The organism is Mariniflexile litorale (assembly GCF_031128465.2).
In the GTDB taxonomy this organism is placed as follows: domain Bacteria; phylum Bacteroidota; class Bacteroidia; order Flavobacteriales; family Flavobacteriaceae; genus Mariniflexile; species Mariniflexile litorale.
In genome coordinates, this window is the sequence record NZ_CP155618.1 from 2181799 (window position 1) to 2208530 (window position 26732).

The 26732-nt window shown below is 33.2% G+C and carries 14 protein-coding genes; 4 read left to right on the plus strand and 10 right to left on the minus strand.

The features are described from left to right. The first annotated feature begins 29 nt into the window (after positions 1 to 29). Positions 30 to 4055, plus strand: coding sequence for a pectinesterase family protein (locus QLS71_RS09095; protein ID WP_308991077.1), 4026 nt, complete (start codon positions 30 to 32; stop codon positions 4053 to 4055). A gap of 78 nt (positions 4056 to 4133) precedes the next feature. Here the strand turns inward: QLS71_RS09095 and QLS71_RS09100 are convergent, their stop codons facing one another. Next, a complete protein-coding gene (locus QLS71_RS09100) occupies positions 4134 to 5183 on the minus strand; it encodes a LacI family DNA-binding transcriptional regulator (RefSeq protein WP_308991076.1) in 1050 nt (349 codons plus the stop codon). Positions 5184 to 5649: 466 nt separating this feature from the next. Between QLS71_RS09100 and QLS71_RS09105 the strand changes: the two genes are divergently transcribed. From QLS71_RS09105 to QLS71_RS09115, 3 genes are all read left to right on the plus strand, one after another. After that, on the plus strand, positions 5650 to 8793 hold the full coding sequence (locus tag QLS71_RS09105) for a TonB-dependent receptor (RefSeq protein WP_308991075.1): 3144 nt from the start codon (positions 5650 to 5652) through the stop codon (positions 8791 to 8793). A 17-nt stretch (positions 8794 to 8810) separates the two neighbouring features. Next, positions 8811 to 10382 carry a RagB/SusD family nutrient uptake outer membrane protein gene (locus QLS71_RS09110; RefSeq protein WP_308991074.1) on the plus strand — a complete coding sequence of 524 codons (1572 nt, stop codon included), beginning with the start codon at positions 8811 to 8813 and terminating at the stop codon, positions 10380 to 10382. A 180-nt stretch (positions 10383 to 10562) separates the two neighbouring features. Further along, positions 10563 to 12143 carry a VCBS repeat-containing protein gene (locus tag QLS71_RS09115; RefSeq protein ID WP_308991073.1) on the plus strand — a complete coding sequence of 527 codons (1581 nt, stop codon included), beginning with the start codon at positions 10563 to 10565 and terminating at the stop codon, positions 12141 to 12143. A gap of 35 nt (positions 12144 to 12178) precedes the next feature. On the opposite strand, the gene QLS71_RS09120 is transcribed toward QLS71_RS09115, so the two are convergent. The 9 genes from QLS71_RS09120 to QLS71_RS09160 form a co-directional block, all read right to left on the minus strand. After that, positions 12179 to 15013, minus strand: coding sequence for a TonB-dependent receptor (locus tag QLS71_RS09120; protein WP_308991072.1), 2835 nt, complete (start codon positions 15011 to 15013; stop codon positions 12179 to 12181). Positions 15014 to 15075: 62 nt separating this feature from the next. Beyond that, a complete protein-coding gene (locus QLS71_RS09125; protein WP_308991071.1) occupies positions 15076 to 15999 on the minus strand; it encodes an alpha/beta hydrolase in 924 nt (307 codons plus the stop codon). A gap of 23 nt (positions 16000 to 16022) precedes the next feature. Continuing rightward, entirely contained in the window at positions 16023 to 17714 is a 1692-nt protein-coding gene (locus QLS71_RS09130) for a glycoside hydrolase family 28 protein (RefSeq protein WP_308991070.1), read from the minus strand. A gap of 6 nt (positions 17715 to 17720) precedes the next feature. Further along, on the minus strand, positions 17721 to 19346 hold the full coding sequence (locus QLS71_RS09135) for a glycoside hydrolase 43 family protein (RefSeq protein WP_308991069.1): 1626 nt from the start codon (positions 19344 to 19346) through the stop codon (positions 17721 to 17723). A gap of 25 nt (positions 19347 to 19371) precedes the next feature. Further along, entirely contained in the window at positions 19372 to 20616 is a 1245-nt protein-coding gene (locus QLS71_RS09140; RefSeq protein ID WP_308991068.1) for a glycoside hydrolase family 88 protein, read from the minus strand. A gap of 34 nt (positions 20617 to 20650) precedes the next feature. After that, entirely contained in the window at positions 20651 to 21892 is a 1242-nt protein-coding gene (locus tag QLS71_RS09145) for a glycoside hydrolase family 88 protein (protein ID WP_308991067.1), read from the minus strand. A 6-nt stretch (positions 21893 to 21898) separates the two neighbouring features. Next, complete coding sequence (locus QLS71_RS09150; RefSeq protein ID WP_308991066.1) at positions 21899 to 22909, minus strand: DUF4861 family protein; 1011 nt, start codon at positions 22907 to 22909, stop codon at positions 21899 to 21901. Positions 22910 to 22932: 23 nt separating this feature from the next. Next, complete coding sequence (locus tag QLS71_RS09155; protein ID WP_308991065.1) at positions 22933 to 24360, minus strand: glycoside hydrolase family 28 protein; 1428 nt, start codon at positions 24358 to 24360, stop codon at positions 22933 to 22935. A 120-nt stretch (positions 24361 to 24480) separates the two neighbouring features. After that, positions 24481 to 26718 (minus strand): pectinesterase family protein, encoded by a 2238-nt coding sequence (locus QLS71_RS09160; RefSeq protein ID WP_308991064.1) that lies wholly within the window; start codon positions 26716 to 26718, stop codon positions 24481 to 24483. Positions 26719 to 26732: the final 14 nt, after the last annotated feature.

Below are 26732 nucleotides of genomic sequence, written 5' to 3' on the forward strand. Positions count from 1 at the left end.
AAATAACATTTTCAACCAAACTATTTTTTATGAAATCTAAAATATTTTCAGTAAAAGAAAATAAGCTCTTTGTGGCTTTTATCATCTTATTTATTATTACATGTAAACAAATAACGGCTCAAACAAAACTTGCTGATTGGTCTTTTACAAATGAATATTCAGTAACAGGTAGCGACCCTGTTATTTATAAACCAACAGAAACTTCTATTGGTAATTATGCTGGAGTTATAACAAGTTCATCACATAGTATATATGCGAATTTTTATCTAGGTGATCAAGGAGATTATTATATGCGTTTAAATGCTCCTACTGGTAAACATGAAAATCATGGGGGAATTATGGATGTGATGCGTATTTATTATGATGGCGCTTTTTCTATAACCGATTTTACTAATCCATCAAACCACAATAATTATTACGAATTCACCTTTCCAACAACTGGATATTTTAATATAGAACTTGATTATACGTTTTATGGAGGACAATCAAACTCTGATGATTTTATTGAAGTTGTTTATTCCATAGATGAAGGAATTACTTGGGCAGATGCAAAAACAACTTATGCGGGATCTGGTTGGAGTACTGAAGTAAATGATGTTGCTCAAATCACAGCAAAGAACAAAAGCAGTGTCATAGTTCGACTTATATGTGTTACGGAAAATACGGCAAGTAATAATTTCAATTTAAGTAAATTCTCAGTGTCTGGAACTTCTACAACCATTCCTTCTAATACAAATTCGACTGTATCTTGGTTATTCGATCTAGGAACTACGAATCAAATGGCAACCTATTCTGATGAAAGTTTATGGAAACCAGATTATGTTTCCGAAGGATCAAATTTATCTTATAATGGCACAGAAACTGGACAAGAAAACAGTGTGACCTTTACAAGGTTTACCCCAACCGTTAAAAGTGGTTCAAGGTTAGCTGTAGATGTTGTTAGTTTTAATATAACGCCTTTAACAGGTTTAACATTTGCTCCAAAAAACATCTTTTTTAATTGTGAGCGTTTTGGTACAGGTGGCGGACTTATAGATGTTATCTGGAAATCATCTGATGGCGCATTAACTACAATACAGACTGGTATAAAACCAGATAGAAAAGGAGATGATTCTTTTTTAGAAGCAACTTATGTGGCTGATATTGATGTAAGTAGTTTGTCAATTCCTATTTTAGAAGGAGAAGGTTCATTACAAATATATATCTATTCATTAGATCCAGGAAAAAGTGTTGGAATAGCGAACATTAAAATTGAGGGTGTATTAAATGGAACGATTGAAGATATAGCTCAGTATACCGTAACAACGGCAGTTACTCCTTTAGAAAGTGGAGTTATTACATCTGACAAACCTACAACTGTAGATAACGGCTCTCAGATAACACTTACTGCAAATCGCAATTTTGGTTATGAATTTATAAACTGGACAGATGGAGCTGATAATGTAATTTCTACCGATAATCCATATACGTTAACAGTAACAAGTGACATTACTGTAAAAGCAAATTTTAATTCTATAAATACATATGCTTTAGATTTTACTGCAAACGGAGGTGCTGCAGATTATATGGTAGATATTTCTCCATTAGGGACCATGGTTAATAGTTCTAGAATGTATGAAGAAGGCACGAATGTCTCTCTTGCAGCTAGCAATAATCCTATTCTTAATTTTTCAAACTGGGGAACTGGAGAAACCAATGCGACACTTAGCGTGGTAATGGATAATAATAAATCGGTTTCAGCAGAGTATAATGCTTTAGATTATATTGTGGGATGGGATTTTTATAAAACAGGAAGTAGTGGTCGCCCAGCTGATTTTTCATCAAATGTGATTAACGATGCTTCTTCTTTAATCCTTCGTCAAGCAGACGGAACACAAAGTTCATGGTTAGATAAATCTTCATCATCTGGTGGTTATGAAGGTAGAAATGCTGCGGTTAATTGGAAACCAATTGCTGATAAATTTTACTATCAAATCAGCTTTAATGCAACTGATTATACCGATATTACAGTACAAGCATCAATGCTTTATAATTATAACGCTTATGCTAAGCAATTATGTGAATATTCAATAGATGGTGAAAATTTTACTCAAATTGGTTCTATTGATTTAGTAAATGCTAAAACTTATTACGATGGGATATTTACATTGCCTTCTGATGCCGATAATGCTGGAGCCGTTTATATAAGATGGATTCCAGATTATAATTCTAATATTATCGGAACACCAGCATCTAATGATGGAACTGCTATTTCTAGCATATATGTTTTTGGAACAGAAAGTGTTTTCAATGATGGTGTTGCTCCAATTCTTGTTAACTCTGTACCTGACAATAACGCCATAGGCGCATCGGCTACAGGAAAAGTTGTGTTTAATTTTGATGAGCGTGTTAAAATAGCTGATAACACGACGGCTACACTTAATGGGGAAAATCTAATACCCGTTGTATTTGGTAAATCAATTTCATTTAATTACTCAGGCTTAGATTATAACACGCAATACACATTTGAATTGGCTGGAAATGTTGTGTCAGATTTAACAGATAACATATTAGTTGATGCTATTTCTATTTCATTCACAACACTTAATAAACCCACGGTAACTAAAAAAGTATATGATTTTATAGTGGGTGTAGATGGTGATTTTGCCGCGGCTTTAGTTGCTGCTCAAACAGCATCTTCAAGTGGAGAACGATTTTTTATATTTTTTCCTGACGGCGAATATGATTTAGGAAATACAACAGGAGATGCCACACAACAAACATATATTAACTTACCTAATGTATCATTTATTGGTCAAAGTGCCGATGGAGTTATTCTTTTTAATGAACCTCTTGCAAAGGATGAAGGTATTGGTACCACACCAACTATAAATTTCCAAAGCAATTCTAAAAATATTTACATGCAAGACCTTTCTATTTTAAATAAAATGGATTATCGTAAAGGTACATTTACGGGAAGAGCAGTGGCCTTAAGAGATCAAGGTGATAAAAACATCTATAAAAACGTAAAACTTCTAAGTAATCAAGATACATTTTACACAGGAAGCAATAGGATTTACCTAGAAAACAGTGAAATACACGGAACCGTTGATTTTATATTTGGTGGTGGTGATGTTTTTTTTAACGCGTGTACTATTTATTTAGAAGATCGTGGAGGTAATCATGTAACAGCAGCAGCCACTGGATCTAATTGGGGCTATGTATTTAGAGACTGTACGATTGATGGCTTTCCTCAAACCAATGGTACATATAAATTGGGGCGACCATGGCAAAATAGTCCTAAAACTGTATTTATTAATACCATTATGAATGTGCTTCCTGCTAACGAAGGTTGGTCTGAATGGGGAGCTGCTCCATCTGTATATGCTGAATATAACAGTATAACATCATCAGGTGTATCTTTAGATTTATCTGGAAGAAGAACAACTTATAACTATACTAATGGTGGAGGCGGAACTGTTATGCTTAATCCTGTGCTTACTTCAGTAGAAGCAGAAACTTATACTATTGAAAATGTGTTAACTGGAACCGATACTTGGCAACCAAAATTAGCTACAGAGCAAGCAGCAATCCCTGTATTATCTAATAAAGATTCTACCCTTACATGGGAGGAGGATGATTATGTATTAGGGTGGGCTGTTTTTAAAGACGATGTATTTGTAGATTTTGTAACGACAAACAGTTTTGATATTTCTGGTAACATTTCTGGCGTTTATTCCATAAGATCTGCAAACGGTATGGGAGGTTTAAGTGCTAAATCAAATAAATTTGATGCAGCTACTTTGGGACAAGATAAAAATACTTTAGTTTTAAGAAACTTGATTTTAAGTCCAAATCCAACTAGAGATATTATTAAATTAAAAATTGAAGGAACAATGGAGCAAACATTTTTATCATTATATAATTTAACAGGACAAAAGTTATGGTTTACTGAATTAATAATGGGAAATAATGATGTTGTGTCAATTAATTTAAATCAATTTTCAAAAGGTGTTTACCTTTTGAAAATTGAAAGAGGTTCAGTTAGTAGAACTATGAAAATAGCAAAACAATAAAATTTTTTTTACATAACCCTCTAAGAATTATTGTAGTTCTTAGAGGGTTTTATTATAAAAAGAAGTTATAAACTAGGTCTAACTCTTTATTGGTATAAAAGGTTTTGAAGAAGATTTTCGAATAATTAGTTCAGGAGTTAAGACTACGTTTTTATTTTTTTTATTTTTTACGTTAGTAATATTTACTTCTTCTAAAAATACTTGAGCAGCAATCCGCCCCATTTCTATAGGAAACTGATTTATTGTTGTTATTGTTGTAAACTCCATAAATCTCGTAAAGGGTTCATTTGAAAATCCAGCAATACAAATATCTTCTGGAATTTTAAGCCCTCTAGATTTAATTTCTTGGAAAGCGCCTAGAGCAACAAAATCACTTGAAGAAAATATAGCATCAGGAGGTATTTCTAAATCAAGAAGAAGGCTTGTCGATTTTCGACCTTCAATAACTTTACTTTCTGTTTCAATAACTAAATCTTCATCAAAATTCAATCCATTATCAATTAAAGCTTGTTTATAACCTAAATATCTATTTTTATAAATTTCAAATAAACGATTGTTTGATAAATGCGCAATACGTTTACAGCCTTGATTAATTAAATGCTGAGTCGTATCATATCCAGCTTTAAAATCATCTATAGTAACAGAACTAATTCCATCAATATCAATTTTTCTATCAAAAAAAATTAAAGGTGTTTTTTTATTTTTAATTAGTTTATTAAAGCTCTCATTTTTTTCTAATTCAGCATTAGAGATAGACATTAAAATGCCATCTACTTGAACATTTAACAATGAATGAATATTATTGACTTCTAAATCATCAAGATCATGAGTTTGACATATTATTACATGATATCCTTTAGGATATAATTCTTCTTCAATACCTCGTATTACAGATGAGAAAAAATTATTGTCAATTCTAGGAACTATAACCCCTACATTATTACTTTTTCCACTTTTAAGAGCTAAAGCAACTTTATTTTGTTCATAATTCATTTCTAAAGCAGTTCTTTGAACTAACTCCCGAGTTGCTTTACGTATCTTAGGATTATCATTTAATGCTCTTGAAACAGTGGATGCAGTTATATTTAGCTCCTTAGCTATGTCATAAATTGTCGTTTTTTTTCGCATTAAATTAATTTTTTAATGAAGAATCTAGTATAATTAATTCGAGGGAACAATAACTCCAATATTAAAACTTTTGTCTCTTTTAAGAGTTTGCACAAGTTTATTTTTTTCATAATAAATTTCAATCGTAGCTTTATGAAGTCGTTGATTATTTATTGAGTAAATGTGCATTAATAATTTAAAATATTGAATTTATAAATACTTTTTTTTGTATTTCGTTATTTTATTTTTTTGTAACGCATTCATTTTGCTTTAATTATACTTGCAATATATGTTTTTTTTATATATTTTGCAATCGATTGTATTTTTTAATGAGTGCTCTTTACCTAAAATTTTGAATTTTCAATTTAAAAATACAATCGATTACAATAATTAAAAACCATTAAATTAGAAATGCCTATGAGAGAAAAAATCAAAAAAGATTAAACTATTCATTCAAAAAAACAAAAGTTAACTAAACAAACTAAGTATGAAAACAAAAAAAACAATTAAATATTATTTTCTTTTATTAGGGTTGATAATATACCTGCCAATATATGGGCAAAGCACATCCAATGTAAAAGGTACTGTTTCAGACGAAGCAGGATTGCCGTTACCAGGTGTTTCGGTAATTATTAAGAACACAAGCACAGGAACAGCAACAGATTTTGATGGTAATTATACTATAAATGCTAGTTCTAACGCTATTTTGGTATTTAGTTATCTAGGTTATAAAACTCAAGAGATTTCGGTAAATGGAGGATCTACGGTGAATGTTAAGCTAGCGGAAGATACTAGTGAATTGGATGAAGTAGTTGTAGTAGGGTATGGATCTGTTAAAAAGTCAGATCTTACAGGATCTGTAGCTTCCATATCTGCTAGTGAACTTAATTCTTCACCAATAACTTCAATGGAACAAGGATTACAAGGAAGAATTGCTGGTGTACAAATCACTAATAATTCAGGTGCCCCAGGAGGGGGAATTAGCGTAAAAATTAGGGGTACAACTTCCATTTTGAATGGTAGTGAGCCTTTATATGTAATTGATGGATTTCCAGTAACAGGCCAATCACAATTTGCGACAAATTCTGGAAGGTCAGGAGATGCTAGTTCAGGAACAGATTATACAGTAAACCAAAATCCTCTAGCAGCCTTAAATCCATCTGATATTGAGTCTATTGAGGTTCTTAAAGATGCATCGTCTGCTGCAATTTATGGAGTAAGAGGTGCTAATGGTGTTATTCTTATTACTACTAAAAGAGGTAGAAAAGGTATTCCAAAAATATCATATAATGGATATACTGGTATTCAGTCAATCTCTGATAAAATTGAAATGATGAATGCAGAGCAGTTTCAAAATATATATAATGAAGCTGCAGCAAATAGTCCCATACCTGATCCAGTTGTTTTTAGTGGAGCTCCCGCATATAATACAGATTGGCAGGATTTAATTTTTAGAAATGCTATGATTCAAAATCACCAAATAGGTGTTAGTGGCGGTTCTGAAAACATTCAATACAATTTATCTGCGAATATTTTTAATCAAGAAGGTATTATTAAAGGATCTGATTTCAAAAGATTTTCGTTAAGATCAAATCTTGATATCAATGCGAGTGATAAATTTAAAATAGGTAATTCATTAAGCGTTTCAAGATCAATAAATAATGCTGCCGAAACTGAAGGTGAAGCAACAAATAGTATTACAGCCACTGCATTACAAATGGCTCCTACTTTGCCAGTTTACCAACCTGACGGCACATATTCTGTACTTAATGATATGCCTGCAGGTGTTCCTGATGCACAAGGAACTCGTAACCCACTAGCTTTTATCAATGAGTTCTCAGATGAAAGTGTAAATACCAGAATATTAGGGTCAATTTATGGAGAATATTCCTTAATCGAAGATCTTAAATTAAGAGTAAGCTTAGGAGCTGATTTGGAACACCGTGACAGACATGTTTTCAGAACTTCTTTATTTGACGCGGTTAGTCCAATAAATTCTGCCAATGTAAGTTCTGTTGATAGAACTTCTTTACTAAATGAGAATACACTTAATTATATTAAATCATTTGATAAGCATAATTTTCAAGCATTAGCTGGATTTACAGTTCAACGTGAAACTGAAGAATATAGACTAACTACTGCTAGAGGTTTTGCTACTGATATAACTGGCCCTTATGATTTAGGAGCTGGTTCCGTGCCACCAATCGTAGATTCGCAATATGCCGAATTTAGTATTATGTCTTTCCTTGGTAGAATTAATTATAATTATGATGAGCGTTATTTATTAACTGTTACTGGACGTAGAGATGGTTCTTCTAAATTCGCTGATGGAAATAAATGGGCATTTTTCCCTTCTATTGCAGGTGCATGGAGAATTTCAAATGAAGCATTTATGTCTGAACAAGACCTCTTTTCTAATTTAAAACTTAGAGTTGGTTGGGGTAAAGTAGGAAATCAAGAACTTCCTACATATAGATCTTTAGCGCTTTTGCAAGCGGATCCATACAATTTTGGAGACGGAACTATAGTAAGCGGATTTGCTCCATTACGCGTAGCGGTGCCAGATTTAACATGGGAAATAACAAGTCAAACTAATTTAGGACTTGATGCATCATTACTAAAAGGTCGATTTACGGCTTCAATTGATTATTATATTAAAAAAACAAAAGATCTATTACTAGAAGTTAATCTCCCGGAAACTTCGGGTATTCTTGATCCATCAGTACAAAATTTAGGTGAGATGGAAAACAAAGGATATGAATTTTCAGTGGATGGCATGGTAGTACAAAACGATAACTTTAAGTGGAATCTTGGATTCAATATTGCTGCAAACAAAAATGAAATTACTTCTCTTGGTAGTGCAGATAAAGTTGGTGAAGGTGACCAATCATATGAAATTGCACGACCAACCTTTGCTGGTTCTACGGTTGTATCATATGTAACTGTAGGTCAGCCAGTGGGCGTGTTTTACGGATATGATTATGACGGCTTGTATCGAAGCCAAGCAGAAGCAGATGCTGACCAAGCTATTCGACCAGGCGTTATACCAGGAATGGCCAAATATGTGGATGTTGTTCCCGATGGACAACTTAATACGCAAGATCGTACCGTGCTTGGAAGTCCTCATCCAGATTTTACTTATGGTATTAATTCAACTTTTACTTATAAAAATTTTGAATTAAGATTTTTCTTGCAAGGTCAGAAAGGCGGACTCGTTTATAATGCCATGAGACGATTTAATACAAGTGTCACCAGAGGGCAGAATGTATTATCTGAAGTAGCTAATTACTGGACACCTAGTAATCCTAATGCTGTTTGGCCTACGGTTGTTCAAACTCCTAACCCTGTAGGTGGAACAGCAACACTTGGTGATTCTGATTTCTTTTTAGAAGATGCATCATACCTTAGAATGAAGGAAATTACTTTCACTTATAATTTTCCAAATGGTTTATTAGGTAATATAAATGGATCTGTATATGTTACTGGTCAGAATTTGTTTACAATAACGGATTACACAGGTTATAATCCTGATACCAATGGACGTGCAAATGTTAGAGGATCGTTTGGTTGGGACATTAGCTCTTATCCACTGTCTAAAACTGTTTTAATGGGGCTAAAACTTGATTTTTAATTTAAAAAATAAACAATATGAAAAATCTAAAATATATAATAATTTCATTCTTGGTGGTAAGTACATTCTCCTGCCAAGATTTCCTTGATGAAGTTCCCAAGGATTCCATTTCTCCTGTTAATTTTTACAAGACAGCACAAGACGCTGAGTCAGCTGTAAATGGGGCTTATGCAGCATTAAGAGTTAACGACTATTATTCAAGATATTGGATTACATCAAGCGCACTTGCTTCTGACGGATGTTTTACTCGACTGGGTGCTACCTCAGATCGTGCTGAAATAATCCAATTAAATGATGCTGGGATGTTAAAAAGTTCCCGTTACAATATTGCTATATGGAGTGCTGTATGGCAAGCTATTAATCGGGCCAATGCTGTGATTGATCATGTTCCTAATATTGAAATGGATCCAACGCTTAGGGCTAGGATTGTTGGAGAAGCGAAATTTTTAAGAGCATTGACATACTTTAATATGGTTAGAAGATGGGGTGGTGTTCCACTTATTTTAAACGAAACGAGTACTTCTGATATTAGTGAACTTCAGGTTTCCAGAGATACACCAGAAGCTGTTTATGCTCAAATTGTTACTGATTTAACTGATGCTATGGCAGTTTTGCCTAACATTTCATCTTATACAGGTAATGATGTAGGTCGTGCTTCTAAAGAAGCGGCACAAGGATTATTAGCCAAAGTTCAACTTTATACAAAAGACTTTCCAAATGCTAAAATCAACGCATTGGCAGTTATAAATCCTGCAAATGGTTTAGACTTAATGCTTGATCCAAAAGACAATTGGTGGATGGGTAATGGTGATGTAGATAACAATGTTGAAAGTGTTTTTGAGGTACAGTATAACGGAGTTTCTCCACAAGGTCATGAATTAGGAAATAATTTTGAACCTAATAATAACGGTTACGGACCTGGGCAATGGGGAACAATTATTGGAAGCTTATGGTGGTTCAATCAATTCAGTGATAATGATAAAAGAAAACCAGCAACTTGGTTAACTGAATTCCCAAAACTTAATGGAGGAGGGGAATTGGTTCAATGGCAAGAAAACACATATCCTGTTCCACATGTAAATAAATATAGGGATCCTGATAACAAAATAGGTAATAGTATGCCCTACAACATTAAAGTTTTGAGATTTGCAGATGTTTTATTAACTGCTGCGGAAGCAATAAATGAAAGTGAAGGTCCTACCAATGCTTATCCATATGTAAATAGGGTTAGATTTAGAGCTGGACTTCCAGATTTATCTGGATTAACTAAAGAAGAGCTTCGAGAAGCCATCTATTTAGAGTTTAGAAAAGAACTCTGTTTTGAAGGTCAAGATTATGAGGAATTAGTACGACAAGGCAAACTTCTTACAAATAAAACGGCTTATGCAACATATACGGTTCCAACCATGTATGATGACAATGGAAACGTATTTGTTCCAGGTCAAGCTTTGCTAGATAGAATAAAGCTTTATCAACCAAATTTGACTTTTTATGAACTTGACGCTCATAATACCATTTTTCCTATCCCGCAAACGGCGATTGATAAAAATCCTAATCTTAAACCACAAAACCAAGGATATCCACAATAAGTTATCCTTATCAAGCTAAAGTTAAAAGAGGGAAATGAATTTCCCTCTTTTTGTTTTTACAGAAACCGATAAACTATAAACTTTTAAAATGGTAAAACAGCATATTTTATGACATAAATATTATTTCAAATGACTAAATTGTTGCATTTTTATAGTAAACTTTTTTTTAAATTAAAATCAATGAAACCGAGAATTCAAATCTTTATACTGTTTATTATTTTCCTTTCAATTTCCTGCAATAATAAAACTGAAAAGAAGCCTGTTTTGGACGCCATCAAAGATGAAGAAATTGTTTTCACGGGTGAAGAACTGGCAAAAGGATATTGTGCCAGCTGTCATATTTATCCAGAAGCTAATTTGTTAGATAAAAAAACATGGAAACATGGTACGCTTCCTCAAATGGGCTATAGAATGGGAATTTATGATGATACGCCTCGTCAAAGTTTAATAGAAGCCGGTATAGGAGGAACGCTAGTAGAGGAAAAAAACATATTCCCATTAAAACCCATATTGACAAAAAAACAATGGAAGCTAATAGTTGATTATTACGTAAAAAATGCACCAGATAGTTTGGCAGTTCCTCATAAAGTATTAAAAATGGGAGTTAAAGGATTGAAGATTGAAATACCTGAATTTCATATTTCACCTCCAATGATCACAGCCATAAAATATAATCCAGAGTTAAACCAAGTATATATTGCAGATGCTAAGGCAGACTATAGCACTATAAATGTTTTAGATAAAAATTTAAAATCAATAAGCACATTAGCACTTCCATCTCCAATCTCTCATATAGATTGTAAGTCTGATACTATTTTTGCCACTTTAATGGGAGGCTTTATGCCTACAGATGCACCATCAGGTAGTATAATTAAAATATTTAAAAGACCAGGTGAAAATGAATACACAGGGTTTTCAACTATTTTAAAAAATATTCAACGACCGGTTCATGCAACCTATGCTGATATGAATGGCGATAAAAAAGAAGATATTATAGTTTGTGAATATGGTAACCATACAGGTAAACTCAGTCTTTATTTAAAAAATAATTTGGGTCAATACGATAAAAAAATATTATCCACAGACCCTGGAGCTACTACGGTTACGGTAAAAGATTTTAATCAAGATGGTCTTCCCGATATTATGACATTAATGGCTCAAGGCAAAGAACGAATTGATGTATATTACAACCAAGGAAATGGCAATTTTAAAGTAAATACACTATTAAATTTTCCTTCATGCTATGGCTCTGTATCTTTTTCCATAGTCGATTGGAATAAAGATGGATACGACGATATTATTTATATTAATGGTGATAATGCAGATTATTCAATGATTCTAAAGCCTTATCATGGGTTGAGAATCTACCTGAATGATGGTAAAAATAATTTTACAGAATCATTTTTCCAACACCAAAATGGTGCATACAAATCAGTATGCTTTGATTTTGATAAGGATGGTGATTTGGATATAGCATTAACCTCTTTTTTTCCGGATTTTGTTAACGATCCTCAAGAAGGTTTTATTTTTATGGAAAATATAAGCACAAAAGATTCTATAAAGTTTAATCTTAAAACTTTTAAACAAGCTTCATCAGGTAGATGGCTTATCTTAGAAAAAACCGACTTTGATAAAAATAATTTTCCAGAATTGCTTTTAGGCTCTTTTACTGGAATGGGAATTAATGGTGATGTTGATGGAAAAATAGGTAAAAAGTTTGTAGAGACTTCTCCTACGATTATGGTTTTGAAATTTGATTGAAAATATTAGAAATTAGATCTATTGTTAAATTCTATTTAAAACTTATAGCTAAGCTTAAGAGTCGCTCTTCGAGGTAAAATGGGAACAACTATAAAACTTGCGTTTGGATTCGATTTTACAAAATCAGGAGTTATATCATCTGCATTTCCCCCAAAAGTATTTGAACCAAAAAAGTTATTTAAACCTGATGAGTTAAATAGATTTGATACCAACAAGTCCGCAGAGATATGATGATTCATAGTGTATTTTAGTCCCAAATGAAAAAGGCTATAATTTGGTAGTTGAAATGCATTACTAATATTAGCTTCTCTTTTACCAATGTGTTGCCATCTCATAAATGAGCTCATCCTATTTATTTTATATTCAGCACTTATATTTGTAGCTAATTTAGGGATAAATGGAATGGTGTTATTTGAGAAATTAGCAATTTCATCATCACTTGTATCTACTGTGCCAGAGGCATTATAAACGGTCCAATTTAAAGCCTTGGCATTTTGAATGGTGCCGTTAAATCTAAATGTCAGATTGGATAGGGGTGCATATGCACTTTCCCATTCTAAACCCATTGACCTTGAACTATTAAATTGAATAGGTGTATAAAAAATAGATGCGTCATCTGGGTCAAACTCAAAATTTATGATGCCAATATTATTAAGTTGACTTATGAATGATGTTATTGTTGAAGAAAAATATTTAGTATTCCACTTTAAGCCTAATTCAAATTGAGTTATTTTTTGAATGACACCCTTCCGATTTATTGGAACATTAGAGAAATTATTAAAATAATAATCAAGTTCTGGTGCTTTATTTCCTAATGAATAGCTAGTAAATATGGCAAAATCATTAAATAACAAATAATTTAAACCAAAAGAATATGATAAATAGTCATAATTATAATTAAAATCATCATGAATTCCAGTAGGCGCTAAAATACCATTATCATAAGCTGTATTGGTATCATTATCTAATCCGCCATCGCTTTGAAATGGTTCAAATCGATCCTTGCTCCCTTTGTGTATTATATTTTCATAACGGACTCCAAGATCCAGTGTTAGATTCTTTTTTATTTTATATCTATCATTTAAAAAGATAGCATGTTGTCTAACTTTTGCCTCTCCATTTATAAAAAATAGTCCACCGTAATTACTAAGTCCATTAGAATCAGATAATGCAATTACGTCCTCGTTTGGGTTTTCTAAAGTCACTCTAAGCATTCGTGGATTGGGTTCATAAGTTACATAAGCAAAACTACCTTGAGTAAATAAAGTTGAATTTGAAATACCTAAAGCGGTGCCAAAGTTAAAATCGTGATTTTTCCATTTTTTATTTATCCGAAGTTCATCAATCCATTCGTTAGCTGTATTCTTTTTATACCATGCAGATGTTCCCATAATCGCATCATTTGGCAATCGTCCTTCATCTAAATATTCAAAAGATTCTCCTGCTAAAATTCCGCTATTATTAATACGAGCTATCTCAGAACCAGACTTAGTATCTCTAAAAACGAGTTGTCCAATGGGGAAATCTGCACCACTAATAAAGTATGCCAAAGGATCGTTTAAAGAAACTAGAGCATTACTAATGGAGGTTTGCCAATCTGCTATTTTATGAGAGAATTTCCCGTTATATCTCATAGACCAATCATTATTAAAGTTTTGATGGAAATCAATTCCAATAGCATAATCTTGAGCATGTACTCCTTTTGAAGGATCGAAACCATTCGTCTTGTTATTAGTGAGATGACGTCCATCAGGAATTTCACCCTTAAAACCGGGCATTAACAAAGCAGTAGTATTAAAATCTTGTCCAAACGCAGCGTGAGGATTTTTCCAATTAGTAGCAGCAACTCCTGTATATCTATTGGTATAATCATCTAAAACTTTACCATATAGTTTTAGCAAACCATGTTTGTTTTCCTTTATGGCATTAAACTTAATTTGTCCGCCATTGCTAAAATTAAAATCTGTATTTCGAGCCCCTTCATCTTTACGATAATGCCCTCCCAAATTAAAAAACCAATTATTGCCCAAAGGACCACCAATAACGCCATCCATTTTAAACAACGCATTTTGGTCTCCTTGTAATGCCCCATTTAATTGAAATTCGCCTCTTAAACTATCATTTACCCCTCGTGAAATGAAATTAAAAATCCCACCCGGAGCGTTTGTTGCGCTTATGGAAGCATTACCACCATGTAAAACTTCTAGTTTTTCAGTCATTAAATCAAAGCGATGAAAAATATCTGGAGCGTAATAAGAATGTTGAATTAAACTTATGGGAAGTCCATCTTCTTGTAGCGATGCATAGTACCAACCTAGATCATCTTGTGCAGAAGCTGATATTCCTCTGGAAGATACTTTGGTGAATACTTCACCTGCTGATGGATCAGTTGTAAGACTAGGAATGCTTTGTAATAGGTCTGCGGTACCATTATAAAATTGTTGCTGTAATTTATCTGATTTTAATGTGGTTATCGCTATTCCAGATTCCATCTGCCTTCTGGAAAAACTAGTTCCGGTGAGAATAATGTTTTCTAAATTTATAAAATCTTCTGTTAAAATTATTGAAAGCGTAAGATCAAGATCTTCCATTTGGATCATTTCATGATATGATTTAGAACCCAGATGCGTAATTATAATTTCATAAATTCCTCTATCAAGATCATCAATTTTGAAATAGCCATTTACATCTGTAGAAGTGAATATATTAGTAGGCATTAGCTTTACAGAGGCATTAATTAAAGGGGCATTATTAGCATCTTTAACGATTCCTCTTAAACTTTTTTGAGCAAAACTTTGAATACAAACTATAACGACTAATACAAATAAGGAAAAAGCTTTTTGCGTACTTGTATTTACAATATAATTCATTTAAAACGACGCTTTTAGTGTGATATTAATGTATATCCGAATATAATAAATATTCCTTTTAATTATTTAAATACGACATTCAAAAAATTAACGGTATAACTAAGCGTTGTTTCGAACCATGGATGCATGAGCCAAAATGAATGTGGACTATCTGGAATGGTATGTGTTTCGGTATAAGTATTATATTTGTTTAATAATGTCATCATATCATCTCGCCCCGCATGAAAACGAGGTTGTGCACTATTTATAAAAAGGGTAGGAGGCGAGTGTTCATCTACATATTCTAGAGGCGATGCTTCTTTCCAGTTTTTAAAATTTTCATGTTTTAAACCACTCAGCCAAATACCAGCCATTTTACCCTCGCCGCTTGCTTCGGGATGAATAAATGAAACGATACCATCTATATTTACTATAGCTTGTACATCATCAGAAATAAAAGAATCAAATCCATAAACAGATGAATTTGGAGTCACCCCAATTAATGTTGCTAATTGAGCTCCAGCTGAAGCTCCTAAAACAGCTATTTTATCAGGATTAATATGATGTTTTTTCGCGTTTTTTCGCATCCACCTAATAGCATCTTTTAAGTCGATAACGCCTGCAGGGTATGGCGCTTCAAATCCTAATCTATAAGAGACAGAAATACCTACATAGCCATTTAAGGCTAAATGTTGAGCCATCACACGTTCATTCTCTTTACTGCCAACCAACCATCCGCCACCGTGAATTAATAAAACGGCTGGATACGTTTTGTTACTATCTCTTCCTTTAGGAATGTAAACATCAAGTTTTAATTTTGAGCTATTAGTTTTTTTATAAACTATGTTTTCTTTTGATTTTATTTCCTTTGATTTTAAAGGCTCAATAGGTGTAATAAATGGATGGTCTTTTTTTAATTTTTGATAAGTTGTTTCAATAGTATATGGCGAATAAGTTGGTTTTTCTTGAGCAAAAACATTGCTTATTATAAAAAATATAAAAATCAAACATGTTATTTGTTTTAATATTATCATTTAAAAACAATGGCTTTTTTGGAAATGTCTTTACCTGATTGAATTTGTTCATTCGCATTTAAAAAATCTTTTTTATCAAATTCTAAATTATTGCTTTTTGAACCTAAAATTTTTATAGCCGATTTACTTTCGTCAAATTTAAAGTTACTTGTTTTTATGTTTTTGCTGTTATAAATAGTTAATGCAAAATCATCTGAAGCTTTTACTGTAACATTTTTTAGTGTAATACCATCCGCATCAATGGCTGTAATTCCTTTTCTTGTTTCAAAAACTGAATTTTCAATTGAAATGTTTTTCAGATTCATTTCAGGTAAACCCATAAAAAACACAGCTGCTTCAGAATCGGATACATTAATATTTTTCATAGAGATATTTCTAAAAGAAGGCGTTTCCTCTGTCACTTCAACTAGTTCTTCCTCTTTTATTTTAGTGTCTGATTCTTCACCTTCTTCCAAAACAGGTGATTTCCCAGAATAGTACAAATTGAAACGAATGGCTTCTGTGGGAATATGTATCATGTCAATATTAGAAATGTAAATGTTCTCCACAATACCACCTCTTCCTCTTGTGCTTTTAAAACGTAAGCCTACATCGGTTCCTATAAATGTACAGTTGGAGACATGTATGTTTTTTACGCCACTAGACATTTCACTACCTATTACAAAACCACCATGGGCATGATAAACAATGTTATTTTTAATAATTACATTTTCAGTAGGAATGGCTCTTTCTCTACCGTCTTTATCCTTACCAGATTTAATACAAATGGCATCATCTCCCACATCAAACGTATTGTTATAAATCAACACATTTTTACAGGATTCTAAATCAAGCCCATCACCATTTTGAGAATACCAAGGATTTCTAACCTTAAGGTTTCTAATAACGATATCTTCACTCATTAATGGATGGATATTCCACGCTGGTGAGTTTTGAAAGGTTGGGCCATCTAAAAGGATGCGCTTACTATTCACGATGCTTACCATTACAGGACGAAGAAAATCTTTAACAGATTCTAGTTCTGAAGTACCAATTAAATCAGGAACATTAAAATTAGAACTTCCTTCGTAGCCTTTTTTAGCACCTTCAGAAGGAAACCACATTTTACCGTCGGTTGATAAAACACCGCCGGATTTAACTAATGTTTTCCATTGCGTATCCGTCATTTTTCCAATTTTCACTGGTCGCCAAGTATCTCCACTACCATCAATAATACCGTTGCCGGTAATGGCAATATTATCAACTTCAAAGGCACTAATAGGTGAAATACATCTAACGGTATTTAAACCTTCAAAGCTAGTTTTGATAAGTGGATAATCATCAAAATCTTTACTAAAAATCAGTAAAGCACCTTCTTCTAAATGTAAATTCACATTGCTTTTAAATTTAATAGGGCCAGTAAGCCAGATGCCTCGAGGTATAATAATTTTACCACCACCTTTAGAATTGACATCAGTCATGGCTTTTGAAAACACATCGGTATTTTTAAATAAACCGCCACTTTTAGCACCCAAACTTGTAATGCTAACTTCATAATCTGGGAAATTTGTGGTTCTTATTTTTGGCATTTCAAATTCAATACCATCATAAATATCAACTTCACTACTTTTTGCAGTTTCTAGAGTTTGATGTTGTTTGCAAGAAATAATTAATAATGATATACTAAAAGCTAACAGTAACTTATTCATACTTTTTTATTTTGTGATTTTAAAATAATCTACATCGGCATAACCATATCGTTTGGCATCTGGAGTGCTAACACTAAATAGCCCCACTTTTGCACCTACCCATTTACCTTGTATGGCTTTAAACGGCTTACCTATTTTTTTATAATTTTTTCCGTTTTCAGAATAACTAAATTGGCACATAGCATCGGGTGCAGAAACTTCAACTCTAAAATAAGCTGTATTGTTTTTTAGGCGCTCTTCTGCATTGGTTTGTTCTTTAGCACCATTTATTGCTCCAATGGCTTCTGTTTGTTTTATGAAATAACCTTTTTCATCAACTGAAATACTTAACGTTGCATAGTTCATACCTAAGACAACAAGTCCTGCTGTTTTTCCATTTGTAGCTCCTTCAGGAACTAATGTGATTTTAGTTGAAGTTGTAAAGTCTGGAGCAGGAAATTTTTGAAGTAATAAACTAGGAACCATCCATAAGTTAGGAATGTCTTCGGGTACGATAATAGAAAACAATCTTAAATAATCCTTATGAGGAAATTTAGCATGCCATACCACATCAGAATTTGCATTCCATTGCCATTGAAGCCCAATGTCATTGCCATCAAAGTTATCTGTTTCAGCAGGTGTTTCGATAGGGTAGGTTTTACCCACATTCGGTTTTTTATGAGAAGCAACAGGTTCTCCAACACCATTACCATCAAAATCTTTACCCATTACAGGCCAGTCATTTTTCCAACTCATAGGTTGTAAATGGATAATTCTTCCATAGGCTTCAAGATCTTGAAAATGGTAAAACCAAGATTCACCGTTTGGTGTATCTACCCAAGCACCTTGATGGGGCCCATTCGTTTTTGTGCTACCTTGTTCTAAAACAATTTTCTCCTCATAAGGACCATAAATATTTTTAGAACGCAAAATAAGCTGCCAACCAATTGGTACGCCTCCTGCTGGTGCGAAAATATAATAGTAACCGTTACGTTTGTAGAACTTAGTACCTTCAACTGTTTTATGATTTTCGTGTCCATCAAAAACATGAACACCTCTGTCTAGTACTTTAGTACCTTCAGGGTTCATTTTATTAACACTTATTAAACTTTTCACACCTGCTCTACTCCCTGCATATGCATGAACTAAATAAGCTTCTCCATTATCATCCCAAAGCGGGCAAGGGTCAATAAGACCTTTACCAGGCATGACTAGAATAGGCTCCTCCCATTTGCCCTTAGGATCTTTGGTCTTTACCATGTAAATACCAAAATCAGGATCACCCCAATAAATGTATAATTCACCTTTATGAAAACGAATTGCTGGTGCCCAAACACCATTACCGTGTTGAGGTACATTAAACACTTCTACAGGAACTTGTTCTGGTAATGCATGGTTTATTAATTTCCAATTGACCATGTCTTTAGAATGTAGAATTGGTAATCCTGGAGCTGAATTAAAGCTAGAGGACGTCATATAATAATCATCTCCAACTCTTGCAACATCTGGGTCTGAATAATCTGAATATAAGATGGGATTTTTATAAGTGCCATCGCCATTATCGGCTACCCAAACCTCAGATACATAAGGTTTATTTTGTGCACATATTAAAGTTGTACTAATTAGTGTAAATAAGAACGAATATAGTTTCATTAAATATTAATTTATTAAAGTTTTATTATTTGTTTAATTCAAGACTAGCCAAAATAAATGGGCCAGTTCCTTTTGGGTCGTTAGAGCGAATCATTTCATTAATGTAGTACTCGTAAGAACCATCTCTATAAGGGTTACCGCCTAATCCTGCAACACCACAGCATTTATTTAGGTTTACAACGCCATTTTCTTCAACAGTTATTAAATTTTCTAAAAGGCCTGCATATGCTTTTTCTGCAACATCTAAATATTTTTTGTCTAAGTATCCTTTACGAACGCCTTTTGCAAATGTATAAGTAAACATGGCGGTTCCTGTAGCTTCTAAGTAATTACCTTCTCTATTTCCTTGGTTTAAAACTTGCCACCATAAACCAGTTTCGTCTTGAACATTGGTAGTGGCTTCAGCAAATTGATTTAAATACGTAATGATACGTTCGCGACCTGGATGATTTTCTGGTAAAAAATCTAAAACATCAACCATAGACATCCCATACCATCCCATACCTCTAGACCAGAAATGTTGAGAGTTTCCAGTTTCTTTATTTGCCCATTTTTGTTCTTTGCTTTCATCCCAACCGTGATAAAGCAATCCTGATTTTTCATCACGACTGTGTTTTTGAATCAAATCAAACTGAAGCACAACATCATTATATATTTTTTGTTTTTTAGCTTCATCTTCTATGTAATCTCTTGCATAGCGCGCATGAAAAGGTTCGGCCATGTATAAACCATCTAACCACATTTGATGAGGATAGATTTTTTTATGCCAATACCCGCCATCTGACGTTTTAGGTTGTGATTCCATTTGGTTATCCAAGGTTTGCATGGCTTTTAAAAAACGCTCTTCTTTTGTTTTTGGATATAAATAAAGTAACACATCACCAGATTTAATCATATCTAAATTTTGATTTTCCAGTTTGTAAGTTTCTATGGCTCCAGTGCTATCAATTAGTTCATCTGCATAAGCATATATGTAGTCATAATATTTTTTATTGTTTGTTTGTTCATAAACTTTCGAGAAAGCACTTAGAACCAAACCAGGGGTATAACTCCACTTAGGAGATGTTCTAAAATCTAATAACGAAGGTTTTGGAAAACGCAACATTTCAGAAAGCACCATACGTTCAGACCATTTTAAGTTTTCTGGTACTACTTTCTCTACTGTGGCAACTTCTTTTGTGTCCTTTTTCCCATCTTTACAGCTTGTAAAAGCTATTAAAACAAAAAATAATCCTACTAAAACGTGATGTCTGGTTTTATGTTTTTTCATATTTGTTTAACTATACTTAATTAAGTGTTTGATTTTATCTATTTAACTCTAAAGATGCCAGAATGAATGGTCCTGTGCCTTTTGGGTCGTTAGAACGGATTAATTCACCAATATAATATTCGTAAGAACCATCTCTGTATGGATTACCGCCTAAGCCTGCGACACCACAACACTTATTAAGATTTACAATACCATTTTCTTCAATAGTAACTAAATTTTCCAAAAGACCATCATAGGCTTTTTTTGCCACGTCTAAATACTTTTTATCTAAATAGCCTTTACGAGCTCCTTTTGCAAAAGCATAAGTAAACATGGAGGTTCCTGTAGCTTCTAAGTAATTACCTTCTCTATCTCCTTGATCTAAAACTTGCCACCATAAACCAGATTCATCTTGAACTTTAGTTATAGCTTCAGCAAATTGATTTAAATACGTAACGATACGTTCGCGACCTGGATGATTTTCTGGTAAAAAATCTAAAACATCAACCATAGCCATACCGTACCACCCCATACCTCTAGACCAGAAATGTTGAGAGTTTCCAGTTTCTTTATTTGCCCATTTTTGTTCTTTGCTTTCATCCCAACCGTGATAAAGCAATCCTGATTTTTCATCGCGACTGTGTTTTTGAATCAAATCAAACTGATGTACAACATCATTATATATTTTTTCCTTTTCAGCTTCATTCTTATAGTATTCTTGAGCATAACGGATATGAAAAGGTTCAGCCATATATAAACCATCTAACCACATTTGGTAAGGGTATCTTTTTTTATGCCAATATCCTCCATCAGACGTTTTAGGTTGCGATTCCATTTGGCTATCTAATGTTTCCATGGCTTTTAAAAAACGCTCTTCTTTTGTTTTTGGATATAAATAAAGTAACACATCACCAGATTTAATCATATCTAAATTTTGACTTTCTAAAGAATATGTTTTGATAGTTCCTGTGCTATCAATCAATTCATCTGCATAAGCATATATGTAGTCATAGTATTTTTGATTGTTGGTTTGCTCATAAACTTTAATAGCAGCCGATAAAACTAGACCATTCGTGTAACTCCAACCCGGAGTGGTTCTAAAATCTAGTTTGGTAGCTTCAGGAAAACGTTCTATTTCAGAAAGCATCATACGTTCAGACCATTTTAAGTTTTCTGGAACAAGTTTTTCTATGGTGGCAGTTTCTTCTGTATTTTCTTTTTTAGTTTCTTTACAGGAGGTGACCGATAAGCCTAAGGCGATTGTAAAAAGAACGATGTATTTAGTTGTATTTTTCATTTTATACTAGTTTATCGAATTTGTTTTTTCTAAGGATTCTAATTTTTTATTTAGATCAGCTATAAAGTTTTCTTCTGTTTTTATGCCATTTATTTCTTGTTCCCAAGCACCTAAAAAGTAATAAGTTAAGGTTTTTGAAGATGGTTTAAAAATAACTAAATGGTCATCAATACCTTGTTTCTGTTCAGCTACTTCATCTAATTTGTAGAAAAGAGCCATTCCTAAATTATCAGGCGGACTTGCTAATGTTTGTTTTCCATAAGTAGCAATATATGCCCATTTTGCACCATCTTTTTTAACTAAAGGAATATCTTTTGCTATTACGATCCCAGTGCAAATACCTGTAACTTCTTTTGAAGGTGTTAACTCTGCTTTTGTGAATCTGTCTTCAGGGTAAATAGTAAGTTTAGTTGTTAAATCAGTACTATCTTCTCCAGAAGCCCATCCTTTATACTCTATGTTTACAGAAGAACTTTCTTTTAAGTTTTCCACTTTAGCAAACGTACTTTTTACACTTTGAAAATGAACTACAGTATCAGCAACAATTCTTCCATAACCACCAATTCCCATCGATTTACCTGCTTTTAGAATGTCTTGACCCCAATCTGCTGGTTCGTGGTAGGAGTCAAAACCATCTTGACCAACGTAAGGAAGTACTAAAGAATCTACCTTTTTACCGTAAATATCGATAGCATTTCTCCAATCTAAATATAAGCGGTAACCTATTTGACTGTTTTCCCAACCAGGACCTTCATAGCGTAAGAACCAAGAATGGTCGGTATGTTCTTTTGGAACTTGAAGCGAATTTATATTTTTAAATGAAGTTCCAGCACTATATTCTTTATGCCCTCTTGGCCCATCTTTCCATTCTCCACCTTGCGCAATAGAAAGTTCAGCATATGTTTTAGAATCTGTTTTTTCTTCTGAAGCGATTGATTCTGTATTAGTTTTAGATTGTTTTTCTTTACAAGAAAATAGACATAAAAGGGCAATTGACAAAACTGCGATTTTTTTCATAATGTATAATTAGTTAATTGGTTTTAATATTCTTTACCGTTTATTGTGGTGTTTTTAAATGTGATAGGTTCTGAGTTTTCAACAGACAGTGGTGTTTCAGCATTTTTAATATGAACGTTAGTTAAAGTTACATTTTTCACAAAACTTTGCGGTCTGCCTTTTATTAAAACTCCATATTTACCGCCATTTTCCACATTAATATCTTGTAGGTGGATGTTTTTTACTGAAGGCATAAAATCACCTTCTTGTGGACCATAAATTGCATAAAACAAATTTATTTTTAATACGGCCTCTTTAACTTGACCTACTTCAATATTTTTAACATAAACATTTTCTACAAAACCACCTCTTAAAGTGTTAGTTTTAATTCTTATGGCACGGTCTAATTCAGGACTATTCATTTTACAATTTCTAACATATACATTTCTAACACCTGCGGATATTTCACTACCCATTACAACTCCACCGTGGCCATCTTTCATGTTGCAATTTTCTACTACAATATTTTCACTTGGAATGTTTACACGCCTTCCATCATTGTTTCTTCCAGACTTGATTGCAATACAGTCATCACCAGTGTTAAAAGTACAGTTGTTTATATGTACGTTTTTTGAGTATTCCGGATCGCAACCATCATTATTGGGTCCATGACTATTTACAGTGACGCCTTCAACCCTCACATAATTACATTTAATAGGGTGGATGACCCAAAATGGTGCATTTGTAAAAGTGACTCCTTGTATCAATACATTTTCACATTCAAAAGGTTGGATAAATAAAGGACGAAGTTGATGTCCTTCTCCAAAAATACGTTCAGAAACAGGGGTGTTGTTTTCAGCCATTTCCCATAAGCGAGGCAAATTATGTTCATCTCTTTGATGAAGCATCCCTTCTAAGCGCCCATATCTCTCAGCCCCACACCAAGGCCACCAATTGGTGTTACTTGCTTGTCCGTTAAACGTTCCTTTTCCAGTAACCGCGATATTATTTTGTTTGTAAGCATATATTAAAGGAGAATAATTCATTAATTCTTGACCTTCATACGAAGTGTGTACAACCGGTAAGTAATCTTTGTGGTTTTTAGAGAATAAGACTTCAGCACCTGCTTCTAAATGCAAATTCACATTGCTTTTAAGGTGAATAGGACCCGTTAAAAACTTACCTGAAGGAATGATGACTTTTCCTCCTCCAGCTTCGTTACACATTGTAATAGCTTTTTTAATAGCTTCAGAGTTATTGGTTTCGCCATCAGCAACTGCTCCATAGTCTAATATGTTAAATGTGTTATTTGGAAATTCAAGAACTTTTATGCTCTTAACAATTTTATCAGCTTCATCAAAAGGAGATGCTTCTTTTGTTTCTTCTTTCTTAGCTTTACAGGAATTAAAAACTAGTGCAAAAACAGATAAATATAGTAGCGAACGTAATAAATAAGATGTGTTAATTTTCATAAATTTAGTTTAAATGTAATCGATTGACTAAAATACTAAAGTTGTACACATTGGCATAATTTATCCGACTAGATTATCTTGTCTTTGATGAAATTTAACAAAAAATTATATTTTAAATGATTATAATGTAGGAAGCCAATTATCGGAACCTTTTAATACATTTTTTAAACTAAAAGTCTCGGTTTCTTTTTCTGATATTTTTTTAGCCCAATCGACTCTTTTATTAGAAGCACCTGGCCCCGAGGTATTGTACTCGACATAAAACGTAGTCTGCTCTGCATTAGGTTTCCCCCAATTGTGCCAGCCTTCTGGTTTTATATGTTTGTCCATATAGCAATCTATCCAAATTGTTTTTGCATAATCCCGCCACGGACGTCCTAAGTAAAAGGTGTTTTCTAAAGCAGTTCCTGTTAATTTGCAGTTTTTAAAAACAAACCCATATTCTGTGTCTTTATTGGTAGAAGCCGCAGTTATATATCCCTTACTTTTGCAAAATATTTCGCAGTTTTCAAAAAAAGCAGTAGACCAACCAAATATAAAATCGACGGTACCTTCAATGTAGCAGTCTTTATAATATTGTCTGCTATCATCACCATGACAATAAAGGGTGTCTTGATTACCTAAAAAATTACAATTTTCAAATATAACCCTGTCACCATCAACTCTAACAGCTACGGCTTGACCTATGTTACCCGCACTATTTTCAAAAGTGATATTTTTTGCTTTAAAATCATTACCGAAAATAAAAAATGAGGTTGAACCTGTGGTGCCCATTTCTTCTCCAAACGTATTGAGTTTTTTTGCATAATCATCAAAGGTTAAAATAGTAGTGTCTTTATTTTCTCCAATCAACGTGACATTGGTTTTTGAAGAAGGAAGTACTATTTTTTCTTTATAGATCCCGTTTCTTATGAAGATTTTTGTTTCATTCTTTCTGAAATCGGGAATGGCATTAATAGCTTCTTGAACTGTATAAAAGTCACCATGTCCTTTCGAATCAACAACAAAGTCAAAGTCTTTATTATTAATAACTTCTTCTTTTAGAGGAGCATTAATGAGATAGTTGCTGTAAACCTCAATATTTGTATAATTATTATCTAAAGTATTTGATATAGCATCATTTGTTTTTAGGTCTAATTTATTTTGAATTTCCCAATCATCAGGCATGCCATCAGAATCTAAGTCTTCCTTTGGTTTTACTGATTTCAATGTAGGCCAACCACCAACATCTTCTTGAGAATCTATCATGCCATTTTTATAGTTTGTACGAGCTTCTTTGGTACTATTTACAACTCTGTCATCAACAGCATCTCTAAAAATACTAGCTCCTACATTTTTAAGTACTTCATTGTAAGCTTCTGTAGCATTTGATGTTTTAATGTTTTCTGAAATATTTATAGGTGAATTTAATTTAGTAGCAACAGGATTATCGCATTGGACACCACCATCCCAATTGTTTTTGGTTATGGTTTCATAACCTTGTACAAAATTTCCATTTACATAAAATTTACCATAAGGTTCTGAAGGGTTTATAATGCGATCTAATTTAGAAGAAGTAGTTGCAGGGCCCGATTTAAAATAATTGTTAACAATGTTGTATGTTCCTTTTTCACCACCATAAATACTGTTTTGTCCCCAATTGTAGATAACATTATTTCTAAAGTCTACAAATTCATTTTCTGAATTTTGGGTCGTAGATGACCCACTAAATCTTGGGTTTCTACTATTATTACTTGCAATTAAATTATGATGAAATGACACATTAACACCACCCCAAATACCTCCATAACCATGCGCGCCTTTTGTGTGCACTGATTTATTTAGAGCTTCTGAAATAATACACCATTGTAAGGTGAAGTTTTTATTGTTGTAAAAAGAGGCGTTTTCATCGGTTCCCCAACTGATAGAGCAGTGGTCTATAATAACGTTATTAACATTTCTACATCCAAGAGCATCTCCTTCAACCTTGTTAATGTCACCCATTCTAAATCTAACATAACGAATAATAACATTGTCTGCTTTTATGGTTACAGGATACCCTTTAATAGTTATGCCTTCACCAGGAGCAGTGTGTCCTAGGATAGTTAAATCACCTTTGTTGATATCCAAATTTCTTTTAAGTTCGATAGTACCAGAAATATCAAATACAATAGTTCGTGAGCCACTTTTTGAAATCCCCTTTCTAAGACTTCCTTCTCCATCATCATTTAAATTAGTCACTTTATATACCAAACCACCTCTGCCTCCAGTTGTAAATTGACCAAAGCCTTCGGCTGTAGGGAATGCTAACTTTTGCGCATAACTTGATTGATATACTAGAAAAATAATTGTAATAAAGAAGGAAGTTTTTTTTATCATTATTTAAATCAAAT